The sequence below is a fragment of the Acinetobacter sp. WY4 genome (genome assembly GCF_018438165.1).
Lineage (GTDB): Bacteria > Pseudomonadota > Gammaproteobacteria > Pseudomonadales > Moraxellaceae > Acinetobacter.
Window position 1 is genome coordinate 1544270 of the sequence record NZ_CP053947.1, and the last position, 22934, is coordinate 1567203.

The following is a 22934-nucleotide window of genomic DNA, read 5'->3' on the forward strand; positions in this document are numbered from 1 at the left end:
TAGCATAATACTACTATATTTCTAGATATGCGTACTGCTCTATTTTAAACATTTTCTAAATTTTATAGTTACCCCATCAATGAACTGATCTAATAGTTTTAACATTATAGGTTGATTTCCAGCCAATATTTAAGGTTAAAAAATTAGTTCTTTTATCTAATTGCGATAATCACAAAAGGATCAAAGATATGGGCTACTTAACATCTAAAGAAATTCGCCACAAACTCAAAAATTGCTCTGCATCTACTTTATGGCGTTACCAACAACCTAATCAAAAAATGTTCGAGCAACCAATGCCTCAACCTATTAAGAAATGCGCTGGCTCTACTAGCCTTTGGGATGAAGAAACGTTTAACGAATGGTTAATCAAATATTTCAATAACAACCAAATGAGTAATCTGTCTAGCTAGACAGATTACTTAACTTTTTCCACCATTTTTTATAAGCCTTCGACATCTCTTTTTGATAATCATAATAGTCATATGTCCCCTGTTCCCCAGGCATCACATGACCAACCATCAGTTCCGCAACATCCCTACTTGTAAACGCACTGAAATTTGTCCTTGCTGTACGCCGTAAATCATGCATAGACCAATGATCCATTTCAATTTTATAATTCTTCCTTGCAAATTGCATGAAGTTATAAGGGGTATCTGTTGGCCCACTACGCCCCATTGGCTCTTTGCCATTTTCATGTGGGAAAATGTATTCAGAATTACTCAAATCCATTGCAGACTGAAGCCACGGTTTGATCTCATCAATAATAGGTCGAACAATGTCCCCTTTACTTTCTCCTGTCTTATGATTTTCATACGGTACTGTCCATGTATTTTTACTAAAATCAAAATCTGATTTCCGTGCAAGCCTCAACTCACTATATCGATTACCATAAAACAAACATAACTTGAGAAATAAAACATTCCTTAATGATGTTCTAGACTCATCACAAATTTTAAAAATTAAAGACAACTCATCATCTTGTAATACTCGAACAGTTTTATTTTTCTTAATATTCAAGTCACGCTTTCCAGTGATATGTCTTATGGGATTTTGCTCAATTAATTTTCGATTAATCCCCCAATCCAAACACTGCTTTGTATTCGTAAGAATGCGATCAGTTATCGATGGCGACTGTTTAAATTGCTCTTCTAGTAAATCTAACCACATATGTAATGTGATTTGCTCAGCAGGTATGCTACCTAACTTTGGAAAAACATAAAGTTCAAATGATCTTAAATATTGATCTGCATTCTTTTTATTAGGAATACTATATTTCGCATGCCACTCACGAAATAACGCTTCAAAAGTTATAGCCTCTGTGATCTTGTGAAGCTCTACTTTTTTATGAATACGCGGGTCATGTCCCTTTTCTAAAATTGCTTTCATTTTCTGCAATTCAATACGAGCCTCTTTAAGGCTCATATTTGGATAGGTTCCCAAGTCTAAACGAGCTTGCTTATCGTTATATCGAAAACGCATCTGAAAAGTGAGTTTTCCTTTTTGCGATACACGAACGCTCAATCCATCTTGATCAGACTCTGTATGTATAGCTGAACGTTCACGATCTAGATTCTTCTTAAGCCACGTATCTGTTAAAGGCATTTTACTCCACCTGTGTACATATTTTTTTCAAATAGAAAATTCTAGAAAATGTGTACACACATATGTACACAAACATACTGACTAGACTTGAAATCTATTGAATGGGGTTGAAAGATATACCAGATAAAGAATATCAATATTTTTATATTTTTACAGCACTTACAATGCTTTTATTATTATATTTGAAATAGGTTGAATGGGCTTGAATAGATATCAAATATTTGGGTGGGAAATAATAGCGAACGTACGTCGCTGGGCGACTTGTGCCGCCAGTTCTTGCTTAAAGCTCATGAAATACACCTACTGCTCAATGCACAGCATTCGAGATCAAATTCGATCAATATGAAAAAAATTGGCGATATTGTAGCAGAGTTTCAGGGTGGAGTTCCGTTAGCCATGTTGTCTATCCTGACGCTCAATGAATTAGAGCGCTATTAACGGAATTGTAAGTTTTCTAGTCGTTGTTCATCTACCGGCAAGCCCAGCAAAAAGCCTTGTAACTGTTCACAACCGAGCCGGGTTAAAATTTCTGCTTGCGTTTCTGTTTCAACACCTTCGGCGGTCACCACCAAGCCCAGTTTTATGGCCAGCTGAATAATGCTTTCCAGAATCATTTCCTCTTTGGAGCCAACTGCCAGATTTTTGATAAATTCCCGGTCAATTTTTAACTCATCTACGGCGAAATTCTTTAAATAGAGAAAACTGGAATGCCCTGTACCAAAATCATCAATGGCTAGACGGATGCCCATTTGTCTTAAGCGCTTAAAGCTGCGCATACTCACATCAATATGATGCATGGCAGTCGATTCAGTAATCTCGATCATTAAATGCTGAGGACTGATTTTATATTGTGCAAATAACTTTTCTAAAGTACTAAACAAATGCTTATGCTCAAATTGTACTGCAGACAAATTGACCGCGATAGGGAAAAATTCAGTATGTGTCTGTTGCCATTTTTGAATCTGCTGACAGGCCAGCTCCAATGCACAATAGCCCATTTGAATAATCAGTCCGGTTTTTTCAGCCGCATTGATAAACAGATTCGGGCCGAGCAAACCAAACTGGGGATGGTTCCAGCGAATTAATGCCTCTACCCCACACAAGCTATGGTCTTTGGTCCGAAACTTGGGCTGATAAAACAGCACAAACTGCTGCTCTTCCACGGCTTTATATAGGTCATTAACCAGGGTACTCTGGCTCTTGCTTTCATCCTGGTCGGTAGAATAATTAAAGACTGAATAGGTATTGCGCCCCTGATACTTGGAACTCAGCATGGCGGCATCAGCATTGACCAGCAGATCCTGTAAATTCTTGCCGTGTTCCGGATACATGGCAATGCCAATACTGCCCGAGATATGAATACTCTTGCCTTCAATCAGGAAACTTTCCTGAATCAGTTCAAGAATCTGTTCTGACATTTTTGCAGCTTTGGCGACAGATGTGTTTTCCAGTACCAGCAGAAATTCATCCCCACCAATTCTGAGCAGCTTGGAATGATGGCCTAATAACAGATGAATCCGCGTGGTCAATTGAATCAGCAACTGATCACCGACCAGATGGCCAAACACATCATTGACTGCTTTAAAACGATCCAGATCGATATATAAAAAAGCAATTTCATGCTGCTGTTCGGACTGACCTGAAAACAGCAGATTTGCATATTCAGCCAGATACAAACGGTTAGGTAATTTGGTCAGATTGTCCTGAATGGTCTGATTTTCAATTTGTTGATTGGCCCATGCAAGCTGACGGTTGCGTAATCCCACACGCAGTTCGGACACGATGATACAAATCAGCGTTACCAGCAGCAATCCACTCATCAGTATCATGGCCAGAAATAGCTGATCATGTGCCTGAACTAATTCCGGTGACTGTTGCATATGGGCGGCAGTAAAATTGAATGACATCATGCTAATAGAGTGCATGCCAAAGATGCTGAGTGCGATCACACCTAATACGAGAACTGACCGGAAAAATGACCAGGTACTTCTGGTACTTCTGGTACTTCTGGTACTTCTGGTACTTCTGGTACTTCTGGTACTTCTGGTACTTCTGGTACTTCTGGTACTTCTGGTACTTCTGGTACTTCTGGTACTTAACCAGAAGATAAACATAGATGCAGTGCATATCACCAGAACAGACAGAAGCATCAAGCCCAAATTCATCTCATATTTATTCAGCACAAAACCTGCTGTCAGCCCAATAAAATGGATCAACCAGATCAATAGGCCCAATAGCATGGCGGTTAGCATTAAACTGAAGGTTTTAAAGTTTGACTGCGAAGTGCCTGAAGTAAATTTTTTAATCCGTGCGATGAGATAGCAAGCGACCAATGCAGAAAGAACGGAGCTGATGACCAAACCAATATCATGCTGAATATCAATCATATAAAATGTTCCCCATCGGTGATCATTTTTATTATGCTCTGCACTGATATTTCCATTTTCACCCGGTCAAATTTGAACTCAGTAAAATCTCAAGACTGACTATCCATGCAAGCCAATTGGTCTGCAACAACATCAGTCTTAACTAAAATTTAGAATTTATATTTCTTTCTTTTGAAGTTGAGAATTGCCCCAAAAATAAAACTCAACAGAAAAATAAAATACAACTTATATATTAGAAGTGTTTCAAATTTAAGCAAATATTTAGCTTCATTTTTTTAGCTCATTTATTCGATCACCATCACAATTTTTTTCTTTTTATTTAGACAGATGGCACTTCATAGCAAAATTTTATTTGGATTTTTGTGCAGATTTACAAAATAAAAAAATAGCCTGTCGAGACAGGCTATTTTTATCAACGATCAATGAGGCTAAAACTTAGGGTTTTGCCTGTAATTTGGCATAGTCCAGTAACACATTTGCCGCTTCAATCACAAACGCTTCTTCTTCAGGCAGAGCCGGACGTTCTTTGGCCTTCATCTTGGCACGTGTTTCAATCAAGGCATCCAGTGAAGCCTGATAACTTTCCCAGTTTGGATAAGGTTTCAGACCTGTTGCAGCACGACGAGTGTTTTCTGCATCCAGCGTTTTTTGCTCCATGGCAATCAACTCAGCTTTACGCTGTTGCAAGTCCAGTACCTGACGTTTCTCTTCTTCAGCTTTCTTCATCACGGCTTTACGCTGTTCTAAATACTTGAACTGAGAATCCAGTGTGACCCGTTGCTGAGAAAGTTTAGCCAATTCAGGAACGTATTTCTGTACTGCACCTTCGCGTTTAAATGGTGCGGTTGGAATAGTATCCCACTGCAGGGCATTTTTGGCCTTACGCTCACCAAACTCCTCGTTATAAATATCGACCAGTTTAATGTCCGGAACGACCCCTTTATTCTGGGTACTGCCACCGGTCACACGGTAGAATTTACGCTGCGTCAATGTCGCCTGACCATGCGCCAGACTATCCAATTGTACTTGTGCTGTACCTTTACCGGTGGTAGTACTGCCAATCACAATCCCGCGTTCATAATCCTGAATCGCAGCAGAGTAAATTTCACTGGCCGATGCAGAGGCAAGATTCACCATCACTGCCAGTGGACCTGCATAGGTTTGTGCGCCGCCATCATCATCCTCAAAGACGCTGACATTGCCATTGCCATCACGGATCTGTACCACTGGACCAGACTTGATTACCTGCCCCAACATACGTGCCACTTCTTCCAGTGAACCGCCCGGGTTATTCCGCAAATCGACAATAATTCCGGCAACATTCTTCGCTGCCAGCTCTTTCAAGGCCTTGTTGGTATCTTCAGACACCGAACGATAATCGGTACCGGCACGGCGTGCGCGATAGTTCAGGTAGAACGACGGAATTTCGATCACACCATATTGATATTTCTTGCCATCGCGTTGAATGTCGACCACACGTGTACGCACACCGGCATCTTCTTCCTGAATCACGTCACGGGTAATGGTCACATTACGTGCCTGCCCCATGGCAGCACCCGCACCGAGCAAGCGTAGAGTGACTTTCGTGCCACGTTTACCACGAATCAGACCGACAATTTCATTACTTGGCCAGCCAATGACATCGACCATTTGCTCGCCGTCTTGGGCTACACCAATGATACGATCACCTGATTTAACTTGACCGGATTTGCTGGCCGGACCACCTTCAACGATGGTTTCAATCTTGGTATAATCTTCATTGCCACGCTCCGGACGAATCGATACGCCGACGCCTTCCAGCTGTAAAGTGGTCTGACGATTCAGCTCCATCGCATCCACAGGCGGGAAGTAATTACTGTGGGGATCATAAGTCAGCATCATCGCGTTCAGTGTCTTGTCGAGCACATCATCACTTTTGACGCGGCTGAGACGTTCCAGTTGACGGGTATAACGCTTGGTCAAGGTTTGCGCAGGCGTTAGATCTTCAGGACCAGTCAGGTCTTGTCCATTGGCCAATTCCGGATTGGCTTTCAGCGCTTTCTGCTTGGCCAATTCCTCTTCTTTACTGATGGTCAGATTGATCAGCTGAAACACCAGCATTTTTGACCAATGCGCGCGCTGTTCAGCTTCAGTTTTAAAGAACGGCGCTTTCTCACGATCCGTTTCGATATAAATACTTGGCTGATTCAGATTCTGCGGTTTTTTCAGCTCATTCAACATATAGGTGTAGAACTGGTGCAAGCGCTGTTGATATTGCGCATGCATTTCATAAGGACCAGACAAATTGCCGGCTTTCAGATTGGCACCAAAATTGGCACCATAGCGTTTCTTATAGTTTTCAACTTCTGGAGCCAAAAACAGACTATGTTCCGGATCAAGACTATCAATATAGAAATCAAAAATACGCTGTGAGGTCTGGGCATCCAGACGCATATTTAAATAATGCTGACGGTCAACCAGGGTTGCCAGCTGACGTGACACCAGCGCCTGCTCTTGAGATGGCTGAATTGCTTTACTGACCACTTCATTACTATTGGCCGCAATCGCATCATTCACTACATGGGTAAAAAAGAATCCACCTGTCGCAATCGCAACTGCGCAAGCTATAGTTTGAAATTTCATAAATAATTCGTACTTCCTTGGCCTAGAGACCAATGTGACCGTGTTGCTTTTCGACCAGAATTTAACGTATTCAGCATCTTAAACAACTTAATATGTTTATGTCGTGTAGTTTTATCATATTCTGTGCTGACAAAGTGTAGCAAATCATTGCAGAATTCAGGTATTGTTTTCTCCGAAAAACTCTAAAACGGATTCCGCATATGATTGGCGCATTGATGCTCGACATCGCAGGCACAACCCTCACTCAAGAAGATATTGAACTATTAAGTGCGCCGCAAGTCGGTGGAGTGATTTTATTTGGTCGCAATATCGAATCTCCGGCGCAAGTCCGTGCTTTGACCGATCATATGCGTCAGGTGCGTCCTGATATTTTAATTGCGGTCGATCAGGAAGGCGGTCGTGTCCAGCGTTTAAGACAAGGCTTTACCCTGCTGCCTGCAATGGGAAGATTTGGCGAACTTTATAGTAATGATCCACAGCGTGCTTTGGAACTGGCTGAAAAATGCGGCTGGCTGATGGCAGCTGAAGTGCTGGCTGTTGGCATTGATTTCAGCTTTGCCCCGGTACTGGACTTGAATGATATCAGTGATGTGATCGGTGATCGTAGCTTTGCCCAAAATATCCAGGACATTATTCCACTAGCCAGCGCATTTCTAAAAGGTATGAAACGTGCCGGTATGGCTTCAACTGGTAAACATTTCCCCGGGCATGGCTCGGTCAAAGCGGACTCACATGTTGCTGCAGCGATTGATACGCGCTCCTATGCAGAAATCCAGCAAAAAGACATGCGAAGCTTTATCCAACTGCAACCACAACTAGATGCGCTGATGCCGGCTCATGTCATCTATAGTCAGGTCGATCCCAATCCGGCAGGCTTCTCGGAATTCTGGATTCAGAAAGTTTTACGTCAGGAGCTTGGTTTTGACGGTGTCCTGTTCTCGGATGATTTAAGCATGCAGGCCGCATGTGTCGCAGGCGGTGCCGATGCCCGAATTCAGGCCGCACTCAAAGCTGGTTGTGATATGGGTCTGGTCTGCAATGATCGTGCAGCACAATGTATTGCACTGGAAGGGATTGTAGATTTGCCCCTCCCGAACCAGCAACGCCTGGAATGCATGCGCGGCAACATCCCGAACATCCAGATTGGTGACGAACTGAATCTGGGTGAAGAATGGCGCGAGATCCGTGATGAAATACTGGCATTTAAACAGCAGTCCAGCTAAAACTTTTTAAATCCAATCAATATGAAAAAGGGGCACGACAAGGTGTTCCTTTTTTATTATAGTAATGAAAAGTTTACACTTTTATTTAATCAACTTAAAAATAACAATAAGGTCAGAACTATATGACAGACTCACTTTCGCAACATCGCCATATTTCTTTTACGGCGCACTATACCGGCTATATCTGGTATCAAATGGGGATCTCACATCCAGCCTTTGCTACATCCAAAGGCAAGTTTCTGGCCAAACTGTTGCATCCACTTGAATCCTGGGCAGAACGCCATGTTGGCGGTAGCATGCGTACGACACTTAAACAGCGCCATCAGATGATTGATGAGCATTTGTGTCAGCTAATTGAGCAACACCCACAACCTCAGGTTCTTGAAATTGCCTGTGGCCTATCTCCACGCAGCTGGAATTTCAGACAGAAATTTCCCGAGATTAATTATCGTGAACTGGATCTGCCCGATATGGCCAAGATCAAGACTCAGGCTTTGCAGCAAATCGATCAGCATGCCCCTGAAGTCCTGACTGCCGATATTTTTAGTGAAGAGCTGGACTGTATTTTTCAGATGTTTGACCGCAACCAGCCCTTAGTGGTCATTAGCGAAGGACTGATTAATTATTTTGATCAGCAGATGTTACGTATTCTGATGCAGGGTATTACAGAAAATGCGCAGTATTTCCCGGCAGTTCACTATCTCAGCGATATTTATCCTGAACCAGTGAAAAATAAACTGGCGAACTTTATCTGGAGCAGTAGCCGTCTACTTAAATTCATGTCTCGAAGTGCGTTTGCCTTTCATTTTAAATCCCCCCAAGAATTGCAGCACTTTTTTCAAGATGCAGGATTTGACCAGGTTGAAGTACAACAACCTCAACGTTATTTTGCCAAGCCTCGTCAGCCAAACCCGGCACCAGAACAAGATGAACATTTAGGGGATCTGGTCTGGATGATTCATGCCGTGAAAAAAAACAGCGTTTAAGTACGCTGTTTTTTAATGCTGCTGTTTTTTAAATTGCTGCATCAAATACTTCAGTTTGTGACAGTACTTTTTGCATTTGTACAAAGCGTAATAAGCGTTCTGCGACTTCAAAACTGCCATGTTTGAATAAGGCACGCAGCTGAGTATCATCCTGCTCAAAGATCAGGCACTCAATCTGAAACTCCCCAACATCATCTTCCAGATGCAAGGCCAAGTCACGAGGATAAGCTGTTGCGCATACTGCCTGTTTTGCATCTAACTCCAGCAATACCCCAAAGAAATTCATGTCCACGATCTCTGCTTTTAAAATGAGATCAGAATGACGATGACTGAGGAAACGCTGTGAATCTTGCACCTGAATCCTCTCTTCACCGCGACGTTCAAGCTGCTGTATCTGTTCGCGAGTAAACGGAATAATGCCGTCCAGTTGATCAACTGCTTCATCGCGTAAAAAGGTTGCAAATAAATGCATGGTTTCTTTACGACGTTGCAGCTGCGGTACATGATCGGCGCCTGCAATTTGCACGTACTGCATATCCGGGCATTGCAGAGCAAAATTCGCATTTTCATGTGGCAAGGTAAAACTGTCATATTGCCCACATGCCACCAGCACTTTGCACTGCGGAATCGGCACATTGGTCAGACGCAATAAACGGTTGCAGTTAATATCATAGCGGTCCTGCTCGGTCACCGTAAATTCTGCCATCTGTTTAAAGAACAAACGCTTTGCAGTCGGTGACATACGGGTTTCTGTCAAACGTGCATGATTCACCAGATACAAAATCACGGCCTGACCAAATTCATCCATACGTTGTTCTTTCATCAGATGTAAGGATTCTTCCAGCAGCATGCGCCAGCTTTTACGGGTTTTCTGCATCACTCCCATCAGGATCATCCGGTCTACCAGTTCAGGACGCTGATCTGCCAAACAGGAGGCCACCACTGACCCCAGGGACATGCCTAAAATTGCCACTTGGGGCAGTTGCATCTGTTCCAGCCAACGCCCCAGCATCGCAGCAAGATCTTCGAGTTCAAGTGTTCCGGCAGACAGACCTGTATCGACATTACTAATCTGCTGGTTGGCCCCCATGGACGGCAGATCTATCAAAATGATGGGACCTGCATCAAAAAGCTGTTCTACACAGTATTTGTAGGAATTAAAATTCTGGAAAGCTCCCCCAATAATCACCATGGGTCTTAAATGCAAGGTATCCGGACGGGCGATCGCCATATATTCGATTTTCCAGCCCTCCATCCAAGTCGTACGTGGCGGCTGCTTAAAACTGTGCTTATCATAAAGATCAAAAAAGCCCTTATGGCTAGGTTGTTCCAATACATGGGCATCCATGTGGATAATGGAATTCATATTCCTTTTCCTCCGTCCTTGCCTTATTTTTATTGTGCAAGTCATGCTTAACAGATCTTATATTTCAGGCGCATTCCGGTGTGCCTGAACACGCATCCTGCTCTTTAATAGTTATAAATGACATCAATGTCGCGTGTTTCATTCTATACAGAGCTGCTTTTCACAAGCAACCGCTTCAGTGACCACTTATCTACTTTTAAACAGAAAACAATTTCAAAATGTTTAGAAGTCTGCGAAAACGGATGATTTTTAATAGATGGGCTTCATTGTGCAGCAGCAGGCTGTTAATATCGAAATGAAATTTCTAAGTGATCAAACCGCTATGCAAGAGTCTATTGAACAATACATGCAAACGGTAGGACAGCAGGCACGCCAAGCGTCTCGCATTTTGGCTCGCGCGTCCACCCAAACTAAAAATAATGCGTTATCCGCTATTTATACGGCTTTGGAAAATAGCCAAGCTGCTATTTTGGTTGCTAACCAGAAAGATATGACTAAGGCGCATAATAACAATCTGGACCCTGCCCTGCTTGATCGCTTAGAACTCAACCCCGCGCGCTTTAAAGGTATGTTACAGGGCCTGAAAGATGTCATTGGCCTGAAAGATCCGATTGGTGAAATTAGTGATATGGCTTATCGCCCATCCGGGATTCAACTGGGCAAGATGCGTGTGCCTTTGGGTGTGGTCGGCATGATCTACGAGTCACGTCCTAACGTCACGTTGGAGGCGGCATCACTCGCGCTCAAATCAGGCAATGCCATTATTTTACGGGGCGGCTCAGAAGCTCTGGAATCGAATCAGGCAATTGCAGTCGCGATTCAGCATGGCCTGAAAGTCGCAGGCTTGCCTGAGGCTGCCGTACAGGTCGTGAATACGACTGACCGCGCTGCAGTGGGTCAGTTGATTACCATGACCGAATATGTGGATGTGATTGTGCCTCGTGGTGGCAAGAGCCTGATCGAACGGATTACCGAGGAAGCACGCGTACCGGTCATCAAACATTTAGATGGCAACTGTCATGTCTATGTGGAAGCTCAAGCGGACTTGTTGAAAGCCTTGCCGATTGCGCTCAATGCCAAAACCCATCGCTATGGCGTATGCAATGCCATGGAAACCCTGCTGGTCGATGAAAAAGTCGCTGAAGAATTCTTGCCACGCATTGCAGAGCTATACCAAGAGAAAAAAGTTGAACTGCGTGGTTGCCGGGAAACCCAGCGTATTCTTGGAGATGCAGTCATTACGGCCACTGAAGAAGACTGGTATACCGAGTATCTGGGTCCGATTCTGGCGATCAAAGTTGTTTCTGGTATAGAAGAAGCGATTGAGCACATTAACAAATATGGCTCGCATCATACTGATTCTATTATTACAGAAAACTACAGTCTGGCTCGCGAATTTCTGGCGGGTGTAGATTCAAGTTCGGTTATGATCAATGCCTCTACTCGTTTTGCAGATGGTTTTGAATATGGCTTAGGTGCTGAAATCGGCATTTCGACCGATAAAATCCATGCTCGTGGCCCAGTCGGACTTGAAGGCCTGACTTCGCAGAAATGGATTGTCTTTGGTGATGGTCAGATTCGCCAATAAGTATTCAGATCGCGCATTTAAAACAGCCTCATTTATGAGGCTGTTTTTTATGGACAGAAAAATTGACACTGAAATAGATGGATCAGAACCTTCGGGTCATTTTATTCATGAATCTCTTTATAGAATTGTATGTAAAAACAATATTTGCCTTTTCAGGCGCTAAACTAAAGAATTAATCTGTTCTAAAATTAAATTTAAGCAGAGTTTAGTATTCTTGTTGATTATATTTTCAGCATCATTTTATTTATAAATGAAAACTATGAACTGATAAATTTTAGTTATTATTGTTAAATCGGTCGATAATGCTTAAGTCTAATCTGCTAAAGTCTATCTAGGACAGAAAAAAAACAAATGTTAAAACATATTCATTGATCTGGATTGCTGCTTCATTGCCCGCAATTGGGTCAAGCAAATGGACGAAAATTTTAATTAAAAATTGGGTAATCAATCGTGTCTAAATCAGTATTAGTTATTAATTGTGGCTCTTCTTCAATCAAGTTTGCATTACTTCTTGAGGAGCAGAATTTCCGTATTCATGGTTTAGCTGAGAATTTAGGCACAGAGAATGCTCGCATTAAAGGTGTGACGGTTGGCAATGAGCCGGTCGATATCCATATTCCATTTGCTGACCACAAAAAAGCACTTGAAGTGGGTCTTGAACGTCTGGCCAACTACCGTCCGGACGCGATCGGTCACCGTGTCGTACATGGTGGCAGCCTGACCAAGGCTGAACTGATCAATGACGAGATTATTGAAAAAATTCGTGAAGCAACGCCGCTTGCGCCATTACACAATCCGGCACACTTAATTGGTATTGAAGCAACCAAACGCTTATTCCCGGAATTACCACAAGTTGCAGTATTTGATACTGCCTTCCATCAAACCATGCCAGCGCATGCTTATCGTTATGCCCTGCCGAAATTTTTATATACTGCTCATGGTGTGCGTCGCTATGGCTTCCACGGGACGAGTCATGCCTATGTTTCAGAACGTGGTTCTGAACTGGCAGGTAGTTTCAAACAAGGTGGCTGGTTAACTGCGCATTTAGGTAATGGTAGCTCGACCTGTGCCGTTTGGAATGGGCAAAGTGTAGATACTTCAATGGGCTTAACTCCGCTTGAAGGCATTGTTATGGGCACACGCAGTGGTGATGTCGATCCAAGCCTGCATAGTTTCTTGGCGAAAAACCTGGGTTGGGACATTTATAAAATTGACAAGATGCTGAATAGCCAAAGTGGTCTTTTGGGCTTGTCTGATCTGTCCAATGACATGCGTACCCTGATTGAAGCCTCAGAGCAAGGCAATGAAGATGCCGCACTGGCGATTGAAGTTTTCTGCTACCGTTTAGCTAAATCTCTGGCAGCGTTGAGCTGTGGTCTGCCACGTCTTGATGGTCTGTTCTTCACTGGCGGCATTGGCGAAAACTCGGCGTATATCCGCGAAAAAACCATGACTTATCTGCCTCATTTTGGTTTCAATCTGGATAAAAACGCCAACAATGAATTGAAACGCGGTACCGAAGGCCGAATCGATTCAGGCACAGGCCCACAAATCTGGGTAGTGCCAACAGATGAAGAAGGCCGTATCGCACAAGAAGTTCAAAGTGTTGTTGAACTTGAAGTGGAGCGCAATACTGCAAAAAAGTCTAAAGCTGAGGTAACGCCTGCATAAGCAGGCTTAGCCACTTTTTAACTGATTTTTATTATTCTGCGACTGACATAACTTATGAAAACAATTTTATTGGTTCCCACTGGGGAAGGCGTAGGCTTAACTTCTGCATGTTTGGGCCTGATTTATGCACTGGAATGCCAAGGGGTAAAAGCTGGTTTCCTGAAACCTTTTGCTCAGGAATTGAATGAAATCGAAGACCGCACCACGGCTTTGTATCGTCATATTTCTCAAAGTGAAACGGTTGAACCTATCCGTTATAGCAAAGTCTTGCAGCAGATCAATCTGGGTGAACAGGATGAATTGCTTGAAGAAGCGGTGCGTCTGCATCGTCAAATTGCTAAACAGCATGACCTAATTATTGTCGAAGGGCTGTTGCCAAATACTCAGGACAGTTTTGCCGATGATTTGAATGCTTCACTGGCACAAGCACTGGATGCCAAAGTTATTGTCGTCAGCAATGCCAATATTCAGCAGCCAAGCCAAACCGCAGATAAAGTTGAACATCAGCTGCGTAATTTTGGTGGCGCCAGCTCTACCCGTCTGGCAGGTATCATGTTGATGCGCACCAAGGGTCTACCTGAAGAATCTGCGCAGATTCCTGTCACGCTGAATCCGGATTTACGCCTTAAAGCTGAAACCGCAGAATTTATCACCGCCATTCGGCAGACGCATCCGCATATTGGCTCTGAAAAATTGCCAGTGATTGGCTTGGTGCCTTTCAGTAAAACCTTAAGTGTGCCGCGTATGTCTGATCTGGCAGCCCATATTTCTGCCTACTGGATCAACGAAGGCGAAGCCAAACAGCGCCGTGTGCAACACAGTAGCCTGATTTCAGCCAATATTGAACATGAACTACATAAGTTTGTAGCTGGCGAATTAATTATTAGTGCCTCTGACCGGATTGATGTATTACTGGCAAGTAGTCTGGCCAGCAGTAATGGGATTCCTTTGGCCGGTCTGGTGCTGACTGAACATCAACAGCCAAATGATCATGTACTGGAATTCTGCCAGGCTGCCATCAAGCAAGGTTTACCGATTTTACATACACCACTCAGCACGTTTGAAACCGCACAAAAACTGGCAAATCTCAGCAATGAAATTCCAGTGGATGATACCGAACGTGCAGATCAGGTGACACGTTTTGTTTCAAGCCATATCAATCCGGAATGGCTGAATCAAATGTTGAATGGTTCTTATAAGCCACGTCTGTCACCTTCCGCTTTCCGTCATGAACTGGTACAGAAATCGATTGCTGCGAAAAAACGTATTGTACTGCCAGAGGGTGATGAACCGCGTACCGTACAGGCTGCGGCCATTTGTCAGGCGCGTGGTATTGCACAGTGTATTTTGCTGGCCAAGCCTGAAGCTGTGCTAGAAGTAGCCAAAGCTCGCGGTATTGAATTGCCTGAAGATCTGGAAATTCTTGATCCGGATCTGGTGCGTGAAAACTACATCGACAAGATGGTGGAGCTGCGTAAAGGCAAGCTCAACGAACTACAGGCCCGTGAACAACTGCAAGATACAGTAGTACTTGGCACCATGATGCTGGCGCTGGATCAGGTTGACGGTTTGGTGTCGGGTGCAGTGCATACCACGGCGAATACGGTACGTCCTGCTTTCCAGCTGATTAAGACTGCTCCGGATTACTCACTGGTATCTTCCGTATTCTTTATGCTGTTGCCAGATGAAGTCTATGTGTATGGTGACTGTGCGATCAATCCGGACCCTGATGCAGAACAGCTGGCCGAAATTGCAATCCAGTCCGCCGATTCTGCCAAAGCCTTTGGTATAGATCCACGCATTGCTATGATTTCCTATTCGACAGGAACTTCGGGTACTGGCGCTGATGTGGAAAAAGTCGCGGAAGCTACACGCATTGCCAAAGAACGTCGTCCTGACCTGTTGATTGATGGGCCATTACAATATGATGCAGCATCGGTGGAAAGCGTGGGGCGCCAAAAGGCACCTGATTCACAAGTGGCTGGACGTGCCAATGTATTTATTTTCCCGGATCTGAATACCGGTAACACGACCTATAAAGCGGTACAACGTGCTGCCAATGTAGTCAGTGTTGGACCAATGCTGCAAGGCTTGAATAAGCCGGTCAATGACCTGTCGCGTGGTGCCTTGGTCGATGACATCGTGTTTACCATTGCCTTAACCGCGATTCAGGCCGAGCAGCAAGAAGTTTAATACTTCTTGAATTTAAGTTTTCCAAACCATCTGATTGAAAAATCAGGTGGTTTTTTTATAAAAAAACACTCATAGCTTCAATAAATTCAGCACGCGATCATTATCTCGTTTTAATAAACAATAAAAATGCCAGTCTTTCGAACTGGCATTTTCAACGGTTACTCATAAAGTCTGTGACATAAAAAATTAAGCTGAAGCAGCCCTGCTTTTCAGTCCACTAACTTTAATTTCTTATAAGGTAGTCCACTCTTTACGTACCTCTTCCGCAGTTTTATTGAGCACGACGCTATCGTCTTTGATTTCACTTACCCAACTCAAGGGAATCAGATGATGCTCATTATTTTCATCATCACTTCTTGTTAATTTAATTGAATCCTGACCTTCTAAATGGTCCACCTTCCCGACTTGAGTACCACATGAAGCAATGACTGAAGCATGTTCTTTAATATCACTTGCATTAAAATTGTTCATTCTACTTGCCTGTTTCTAGAAGTTGAGAGAAACAGTCTAAGCAATAAAAAATGCCGCATGTGTAAGGGTTTTCAGGCTTTGAGTTTTTCTGGGTTAAAAATGTAAATGGTCAACATGGCTTGAGTAAGCTATAGGAGAGATGCTTTTTAAATTTGAGTTTTCAAATATTTTTATAACTGGATTTGAAGATTTGAAGATTTGAAGATTTGAAGATTTGAAGATTTGAAGATTTGAAGATTTGAAGATTTGAAGATTTGAAGATTTGAAGATTTGAAGATTTGAAGATTTGAAGATTTGAAGATTTGAAGATTTGAAGATAGGTTAATTTTTTATGTCTTAAAATAAAAAAGAAGATAAAGCTTAGGCTTGATCTTCTTTCTGACCGTACATCCAAGTTGCAGCGATATATACACAAAAACCAGCTGCCATCAAAATACCTGTAACCATTGTTAGGATCTCCCGTTTCAATAGCTGCATTATGTAAAAGTTTTATGACAGTTATATGACAATCTGGTTTTTTATTAAATTTAAAATAATTAATAAAATTCAATTGCTTAATACGGAATAAGCAAAATTATGCGTATTTTTTATCTGAAATATGACATTGAATATGACAACTTGCTGTCATATTTGACCCATGGAATAGCTAAAGTCCTTGCTCAGATTGCTTAAACTATAAACTTTCGGCCAATGCTCGCCCAAAATGCCCACAACCCGATTCTTTTGTCTTATAATTTAGCCCGCTAGCTATCAGCCCGCTCAAGAGATATTTGTATGACAACTATTATCAAGCAAGATGACTTGATCACATCGGTTAAAGATGCGCTTCAGTTCATTTCTTACTATCACCCACAAGACTTTATCCAAGCGATGAGCCGTGCGTATGATCGTGAAGAGAACAAAGCTGCTAAAGATGCGATCGCACAAATCTTAATTAACTCACGCATGTGTGCAGAAGGCCACCGCCCAATCTGTCAAGATACCGGTATCGTCAACGTATTTGTTGAAGTGGGCATGGACGTTAAATTCGATTTAACCATGAGCCTGGATGATGCAATCAATGAAGGCGTACGTCAGGGTTATTTAGAAAACTCGAACGTGCTTCGCGCATCAGTTCTGGCTGATCCTGCATTTGGTCGTAAGAACACCAAAGACAACACTCCTGCCGTGATTTACCACAAGCTTGTGCCTGGTAATAAAGTAGATATCACTGTGGCAGCCAAAGGTGGCGGTTCAGAAAACAAATCTAAACTGGCAATGTTAAACCCGTCTGATTCAATCGTGGATTGGGTACTGAAAACTGTTCCGACCATGGGTGCAGGCTGGTGTCCACCAGGTATGCTGGGGATAGGTATTGGTGGTACTGCTGAAAAAGCCATGATGCTTGCCAAAGAAGCATTGATGGAAGAGATCAACATGGACGAATTGCTTCGTCGTGGTCCACAAAGCAAAATGGAAGAGCTTCGTATCGAAATCTTCGAAAAAGTAAATGCTTTGGGTATTGGTGCACAAGGTCTTGGCGGTTTAACCACTGTACTTGATATTAAAATCAAAGATTATCCATGTCATGCTGCAGGTAAACCAGTTGGTATGATCCCGAACTGTGCTGCGACTCGTCATGCACACTTCCAGTTAGATGGTACAGGTGTTGCACATATTCAAGCACCTAAACTTGAAGACTACCCTGCTGTGACTTGGGATTCTTCATCTTCTAAACGTGTTGACCTTGACACGATTACCCAAGAAGAAATGAATAGCTGGAAACCAGGCGATACACTTCTTCTTAACGGTACAATCTACACAGGTCGTGATGCTGCACACAAACGTATGGTCGACATGCTGAACAACGGTGAAGAACTTCCTGTTGATCTGAAAGGCAAGTTTATCTACTACGTTGGCCCTGTTGATCCAGTCGGCGACGAAGTTGTAGGCCCTGCTGGCCCAACAACGGCTACGCGTATGGATAAATTTACGCGTCAAGTTCTTGAAGCAACTGGCATGTTCGGCATGATCGGTAAAGCAGACCGTGGTCCTGCTGCCGTTGAAGCCATTAAAGACAACCAGGCAACTTACCTGATGGCTGTCGGTGGTGCTGCTTACCTCGTGTCTAAAGCTATTCGCGAAGCTGAAGTGGTTGCCTTTGCTGACCTGGGTATGGAAGCAATTTACAAGTTTGTGGTAAAAGATATGCCGGTATCTGTAGCGGTTGATGTGAATGGTACTTCTATTCACGCGACTGCACCTAAAATCTGGCAAGCAAAAATTGGTAAGATTCCAGTAGTTGACGCTGCTGCGGGCTAATTTTTACTACAATAAACAAGCACCCTGAATGGGTGCTTTTTTATGATGTTTGCTCAAAAAAATGTCCAAACTACCAGGTACGTGGATCCCAAAGTTTAAAAGGTGCTTTCAGCTGTACATCTAATGATGGATCATAAGCAGTCGGTTCAATTTTTTGGGCTTTTTTACGAATCTGGCCAGTTTCTTGATCTTGTGCCACGAAGTTAAAGCTGTCTGATTTTAGCTGAGTAAAAGCAATTTCATTCAGGCCAACTTTTTCCGGCATCAGCATGAGCGGCCCGGAAATACTCCGGCGTGTACTGATATTCTCTTCATCATATTTAATAAAATAAGACTGTCCCGCTTCGACAGTAAAATCCAGATATTTAGGCTTCTGGAAATGCAATGCACCTAATGGCCGGCTGGTACTCAAACGATAGGTCCCTGCAGGCACCTCAATCCAGTAATAATGATTATGCAATAAGCTTGGAATATGCTCTTGATTAATAAACAGGCTGGCAGCGACAATTTCCTGACGATTCCATTTAGAATCGGGCCGGTATAAATACACGATGGCGGCTTCATCATGCTGTGGTTTCACCGTCTGAAACTGGTTTCCATGCTTTTGATTGACCCAACCGCCAATGGTGAACATGCCAATACGATGCTGCTCGACAAAGCCCGGTTTTTTTTCAAGATCGATATTTTTTAAAGTGCTGAGTGGCTGTGTAGGCTCAACGACGGCTTTCTTACCATGACACCCCAGCAATGCCAAACTGCTGATGAGTACAATTGCGACTCCACGCATGCTTATCCCTCACTGCGTCTTTATTCTTTTGTATGCAAGTGCTTTGCGATTTGTTTTTTATAAGTTTTAGGCATCCACGCCTAGTGAATCAGATTAACACCGAGCTTTATTTTTGGAAATAAAAAACGTGCGAAAACACGGAGTTTTCGCACGTTTCGGACGAATAGCAATTAAGCGGATTTGCTATTCACGACCTTTAAATCTATTTTTGTCGCGGTCTCTTGCTGATCATGTGGTTGACGCTCGGCACGGTATTCCGGCTCTGCTTCACCTTTAATTACAGCTTCATTGATGACGACAGTGCCTACATCACTACGGCTTGGCAAGTCATACATGGTTTCCAGCAATGAATTTTCCAGAATTGAACGTAGACCACGCGCGCCTGTATTACGCTCAACAGCTTTCTTAGCCACTGCACGTAGAGCAGATTCTTCAAAGACCAGATCCACATCTTCCATATCAAACAGATGTTGATACTGACGGGTCAAAGCATTCTTCGGCTCAGTCAGAATCTGCATCAGTGCTTCTTCATCCAACTCGTCCAAAGTGGCAATCACTGGCAGACGACCAATAAATTCTGGAATCAAACCAAATTTTACCAGGTCAGTTGCTTCGACTTGACGGAACAAGTCAGACAGCTTCTTGGTTTCATCTTTTTTACGCACTTCTGCAGTAAAGCCGATGCCACCTTTTTCCTGACGCTGCTGTACAATTTTCTCAAGTCCTGAGAATGCACCACCACAAATAAACAGGATATTCGAGGTATCAATCTGAATGAATTCCTGCTGCGGATGCTTACGTCCACCTTGTGGCGGAATTGATGCAACCGTGCCTTCAATCATTTTCAATAATGCTTGCTGAACGCCTTCACCCGATACATCACGCGTGATGGATGGGTTTTCAGACTTGCGGGTAATCTTGTCGATCTCATCGATATAGATAATCCCCTTTTGCGCTTTTTCGACATCGTAATCTGCTTTTTGTAAAAGCTTCTGTACGATATTTTCTACATCTTCACCCACATAACCGGCTTCGGTCAGTGTCGTTGCATCTGCCATGGCAAATGGAACATCCAGAAGACGTGCCAGCGTTTGTGCAAGCAAGGTTTTGCCCGATCCTGTCGGACCAACCAACATAATATTACTTTTTGAAAGCTCGACTGAATCATCAGCTTTCTTGCCATTATTTTGCACTTTCAAGCGCTTGTAATGGTTATAAACCGCAACTGACAAGGTTTTTTTCGCGACGTCCTGACCAATCACATATTGATCCAAGGCCGCACGAATTTCATGCGGTTTCGGCAAAGGACGATTGGCCCAGTCATTGGTTTCCACCTGCTGACTGGTTTGAACCAAATCTAAGCATACGTCCACACATTCGTTACAAATGTATGCGTCCTCGCCTGCAATCAGCTTCCCGACTTCAGACTGCGTTTTACCGCAAAATGAACAATGCTTTTGTCCTTGAGGATGTTCGGACATATTTACTCCACTATCTCAATCTTTAAAACTTATGGACGTTTAGTTAAAACTTCGTCCACAAGACCGTATTCTTTCGCTTGCTGAGCAGTCATAAAGTTGTCACGGTCTGTATCACGTGCAACTTTCTCGTAATCCTGACCGCTGTGTTCAGCCATTAAACGGTTTAAACGTTCTTTAATAAACAGGATTTCACGTGCATGAATTTCAATATCTGAAGCCTGACCACGGAAACCACCCAATGGCTGGTGAATCATGACACGGGCATTTTCAAGGCAATAACGCTTGCCTTTGGTGCCAGCATTCAGCAGGAACGCACCCATTGATGCTGCCTGACCCATGCAGTACGTTACGACATCAGGTTTGATAAACTGCATGGTGTCATAAATCGCCATACCCGCAGTTACCGAACCGCCTGGTGAATTGATATATAGATGAATATCTTTATCTGGATTTTCCGCCTCTAAAAACAACATTTGCGCAACGATCAGGTTGGCCATGTTGTCTTCAACTTCGCCCGTCATAAAAATTACACGTTCACGCAAAAGGCGTGAATAAATATCAAAAGAACGCTCACCACGAGAGGATTGTTCTACCACCATTGGCACTAAAGCGTTTTCAATCGTTGGAACATACATACGTTTATTTATTCCTAAATTTTTTGTGACCTAACCCATAATCACAATATGAGGGATAATCACTGAAATTGCAAAAAATTCGCCAACAAATCCATTATATTTTTTGCATTAGTTTTGTGAAAAACAGAAATGCTTTTTTCAGGCATCAATATGAAAAAAAGGCGCATTAAGCGCCTTTTTTATCGAAAGCTAAATTAGCCTTGTTGACGAGCTTGCTGCTCTTTCAATAAGTCTTCATAGCTTACAGTCGCATCAGTTACTTTAGCAGAAGCCAAAATGTAATCAACAACTTGGTCTTCTAGTACAACTGCTTCGATTTGAGCACGTTGTTGCGCATCGTTTTTGAAGTATTCAATTACTTCGTTTGGATCTTCGTAAGAAGAAGCCATGTCTTCGATGTACGCTTCAACACGTGCAGCATCTACTTCGATTTTCGCATCAGCTAAAACACGGCTTACAAGTACGCCAAGTTTTACAGATTTTTCAGCTTGTTCTTTAAACAATTCGTCTGGAAGCATGCTTGAATCAAATGCTTTCGCACCTTGAGCACCAAACTGCTGTGTGAACTGCTGGATCATTTGTTGACGTTGACGGTCAATTTCTTGAGCAAGCATAGCAGCTGGAAGTTCAACTTCGTTTGCAGCAACTAATGCATCGAAAGTCGCACCTTTAACCTGATTGCGAAGGCCGTTCTTCACTTCACGTTCCATGTTTTTACGAACGTCAGCTTTTAACTTCTCAACGCCTTCTTCTTCAGATACACCGAAGATTTTCAGGAATTCAGCATCGATTTCTGGAAGTTTTTGCTTTTCAACAAGCTTCACAATGATTTTGAATTGAGCTTGTTTACCAGCAAGGTTTTCAGCTTGGTAGTCTTCAGGGAAAGTTACATCAATCACTTTCTCTTCGCCTTTCTTCATACCAACGATACCGTCTTCGAAGCCAGGGATCATACGACCAGAACCAAGTACTAGTTTGAAGTCTTCTGCAGAACCGCCTTCAAATTTTTCGCCGTCGATTGAACCTTCAAAATCAAAAGTTACTTGCATGTCTTTTTTAGCCATGCCTTTTGTTTCAGCCCAAGCAGCACGTTGTTTTTGAAGATTTTCAATCATCTTCTCAACGTCTTTGTCATTTACTTCAGCTGCTTTACGCTCAACTTCCAAACCGTCGAATTTCACTTCGATTTCTGGATAAACTTCAACAGTCGCTGTATATACCAGCGCGTCGTCTTTCATTTCAGTTTTTTCGATGTTTGGCATGCCCACAGCATTGATTTTTTCTTGCTGGATCGCTTCGAAAACTGTGTCACGAATAATATCGTTTACTACTTCTTGGTAGATACCCGCGCCGTATTCACGACGAACTACGTTTACAGGCACTTTACCTGGACGGAAGCCGTTGATCTTCGCAGTTTTAGCAGTGCGCTTTAAACGAGCTTCAAATTGCTCATTAATACGGCTCGTCGGTACAGAAACATTTAAACGACGGGCAACGCCCGAAACCGCTTCAGAAGTTACTTGCATGGCTTCCTCTATATATTAGGTTATAACAGGTTTATAAAAATGTGCCACATTATATGACAACATTTAAGGATATACAAAAAATACGCGCGAGTCCC

Annotated in this window: 16 protein-coding genes and 1 pseudogene; 7 read left to right on the plus strand and 10 right to left on the minus strand. The window is 43.0% G+C overall.

Annotation, left to right across the window (positions count from 1 at the left end; all coding sequences use genetic code 11):
- The first annotated feature begins 188 nt into the window (after window positions 1-188).
- Window positions 189-410, plus strand: a complete 222-nt coding sequence (locus G4D73_RS07290; protein WP_000541018.1) for a hypothetical protein — start codon at window positions 189-191, stop codon at window positions 408-410.
- Here the strand turns inward: G4D73_RS07290 and G4D73_RS07295 are convergent.
- From G4D73_RS07295 to G4D73_RS07310, 4 genes and pseudogenes are all read right to left on the minus strand, one after another.
- A complete protein-coding gene (locus G4D73_RS07295; RefSeq protein ID WP_004890115.1) occupies window positions 403-1602 on the minus strand; it encodes a tyrosine-type recombinase/integrase in 1200 nt (399 codons plus the stop codon). The genes G4D73_RS07290 and G4D73_RS07295 overlap by 8 nt on opposite strands.
- 219 nt (window positions 1603-1821) lie before the next feature.
- Window positions 1822-1893: pseudogene (locus G4D73_RS15710) on the minus strand (hypothetical protein); the annotation flags it as partial.
- A 143-nt stretch (window positions 1894-2036) separates the two neighbouring features.
- Window positions 2037-3989 (minus strand): putative bifunctional diguanylate cyclase/phosphodiesterase, encoded by a 1953-nt coding sequence (locus G4D73_RS07305; protein WP_213687700.1) that lies wholly within the window; start codon window positions 3987-3989, stop codon window positions 2037-2039.
- A 435-nt stretch (window positions 3990-4424) separates the two neighbouring features.
- Window positions 4425-6611 carry a carboxy terminal-processing peptidase gene (locus tag G4D73_RS07310; RefSeq protein ID WP_213687701.1) on the minus strand — a complete coding sequence of 729 codons (2187 nt, stop codon included), beginning with the start codon at window positions 6609-6611 and terminating at the stop codon, window positions 4425-4427.
- Window positions 6612-6811: 200 nt separating this feature from the next.
- Between G4D73_RS07310 and nagZ the strand changes: the two genes are divergently transcribed.
- Both nagZ and G4D73_RS07320 read left to right on the plus strand, forming a co-directional pair.
- On the plus strand, window positions 6812-7834 hold the full coding sequence (nagZ, locus tag G4D73_RS07315) for a beta-N-acetylhexosaminidase (RefSeq protein ID WP_213687702.1): 1023 nt from the start codon (window positions 6812-6814) through the stop codon (window positions 7832-7834).
- A gap of 122 nt (window positions 7835-7956) precedes the next feature.
- Entirely contained in the window at window positions 7957-8820 is an 864-nt protein-coding gene (locus tag G4D73_RS07320) for a class I SAM-dependent methyltransferase (protein ID WP_213687703.1), read from the plus strand.
- A 28-nt stretch (window positions 8821-8848) separates the two neighbouring features.
- Here the strand turns inward: G4D73_RS07320 and G4D73_RS07325 are convergent, their stop codons facing one another.
- Window positions 8849-10186, minus strand: a complete 1338-nt coding sequence (locus G4D73_RS07325; protein WP_213687704.1) for an alpha/beta fold hydrolase — start codon at window positions 10184-10186, stop codon at window positions 8849-8851.
- Window positions 10187-10508: 322 nt separating this feature from the next.
- On the opposite strand from G4D73_RS07325, the gene G4D73_RS07330 reads away from it, so the two are divergent.
- The 3 genes from G4D73_RS07330 (at window position 10509) to pta (ending at window position 15638) form a co-directional block, all read left to right on the plus strand.
- Entirely contained in the window at window positions 10509-11774 is a 1266-nt protein-coding gene (locus G4D73_RS07330; protein WP_004278400.1) for a glutamate-5-semialdehyde dehydrogenase, read from the plus strand.
- A gap of 450 nt (window positions 11775-12224) precedes the next feature.
- Entirely contained in the window at window positions 12225-13445 is a 1221-nt protein-coding gene (locus G4D73_RS07335) for an acetate/propionate family kinase (RefSeq protein WP_213687705.1), read from the plus strand.
- 54 nt (window positions 13446-13499) lie between these two features.
- A complete protein-coding gene (gene pta, locus G4D73_RS07340; protein WP_213687706.1) occupies window positions 13500-15638 on the plus strand; it encodes a phosphate acetyltransferase in 2139 nt (712 codons plus the stop codon).
- A 231-nt stretch (window positions 15639-15869) separates the two neighbouring features.
- On the opposite strand, the gene G4D73_RS07345 is transcribed toward pta, so the two are convergent.
- Window positions 15870-16109, minus strand: coding sequence for a DUF2171 domain-containing protein (locus tag G4D73_RS07345; protein ID WP_004729548.1), 240 nt, complete (start codon window positions 16107-16109; stop codon window positions 15870-15872).
- A 774-nt stretch (window positions 16110-16883) separates the two neighbouring features.
- Here G4D73_RS07345 and G4D73_RS07350 point away from each other — a divergent pair.
- Window positions 16884-18410, plus strand: coding sequence for a fumarate hydratase (locus G4D73_RS07350; protein WP_004278405.1), 1527 nt, complete (start codon window positions 16884-16886; stop codon window positions 18408-18410).
- A 70-nt stretch (window positions 18411-18480) separates the two neighbouring features.
- On the opposite strand, the gene G4D73_RS07355 is transcribed toward G4D73_RS07350, so the two are convergent.
- The 4 genes from G4D73_RS07355 to tig all read right to left on the minus strand — a co-directional run bounded on the left by G4D73_RS07355 (window position 18481) and on the right by tig (window position 22839).
- The gene (locus G4D73_RS07355) at window positions 18481-19197 is read right to left on the minus strand and encodes a DUF2846 domain-containing protein (RefSeq protein WP_213686418.1); all 717 of its coding nucleotides are present in this window, start codon (window positions 19195-19197) and stop codon (window positions 18481-18483) included.
- Window positions 19198-19367: 170 nt separating this feature from the next.
- Window positions 19368-20678 carry an ATP-dependent protease ATP-binding subunit ClpX gene (gene clpX / locus G4D73_RS07360; RefSeq protein ID WP_004278407.1) on the minus strand — a complete coding sequence of 437 codons (1311 nt, stop codon included), beginning with the start codon at window positions 20676-20678 and terminating at the stop codon, window positions 19368-19370.
- Window positions 20679-20707: 29 nt separating this feature from the next.
- Window positions 20708-21313: an ATP-dependent Clp endopeptidase proteolytic subunit ClpP gene (clpP, locus tag G4D73_RS07365; protein WP_004647427.1), complete on the minus strand. Its 606-nt coding sequence runs from the start codon at window positions 21311-21313 to the stop codon at window positions 20708-20710.
- Between the two features lie 194 nt (window positions 21314-21507).
- Entirely contained in the window at window positions 21508-22839 is a 1332-nt protein-coding gene (gene tig, locus G4D73_RS07370; protein WP_213686419.1) for a trigger factor, read from the minus strand.
- Window positions 22840-22934 lie beyond the last annotated feature (95 nt).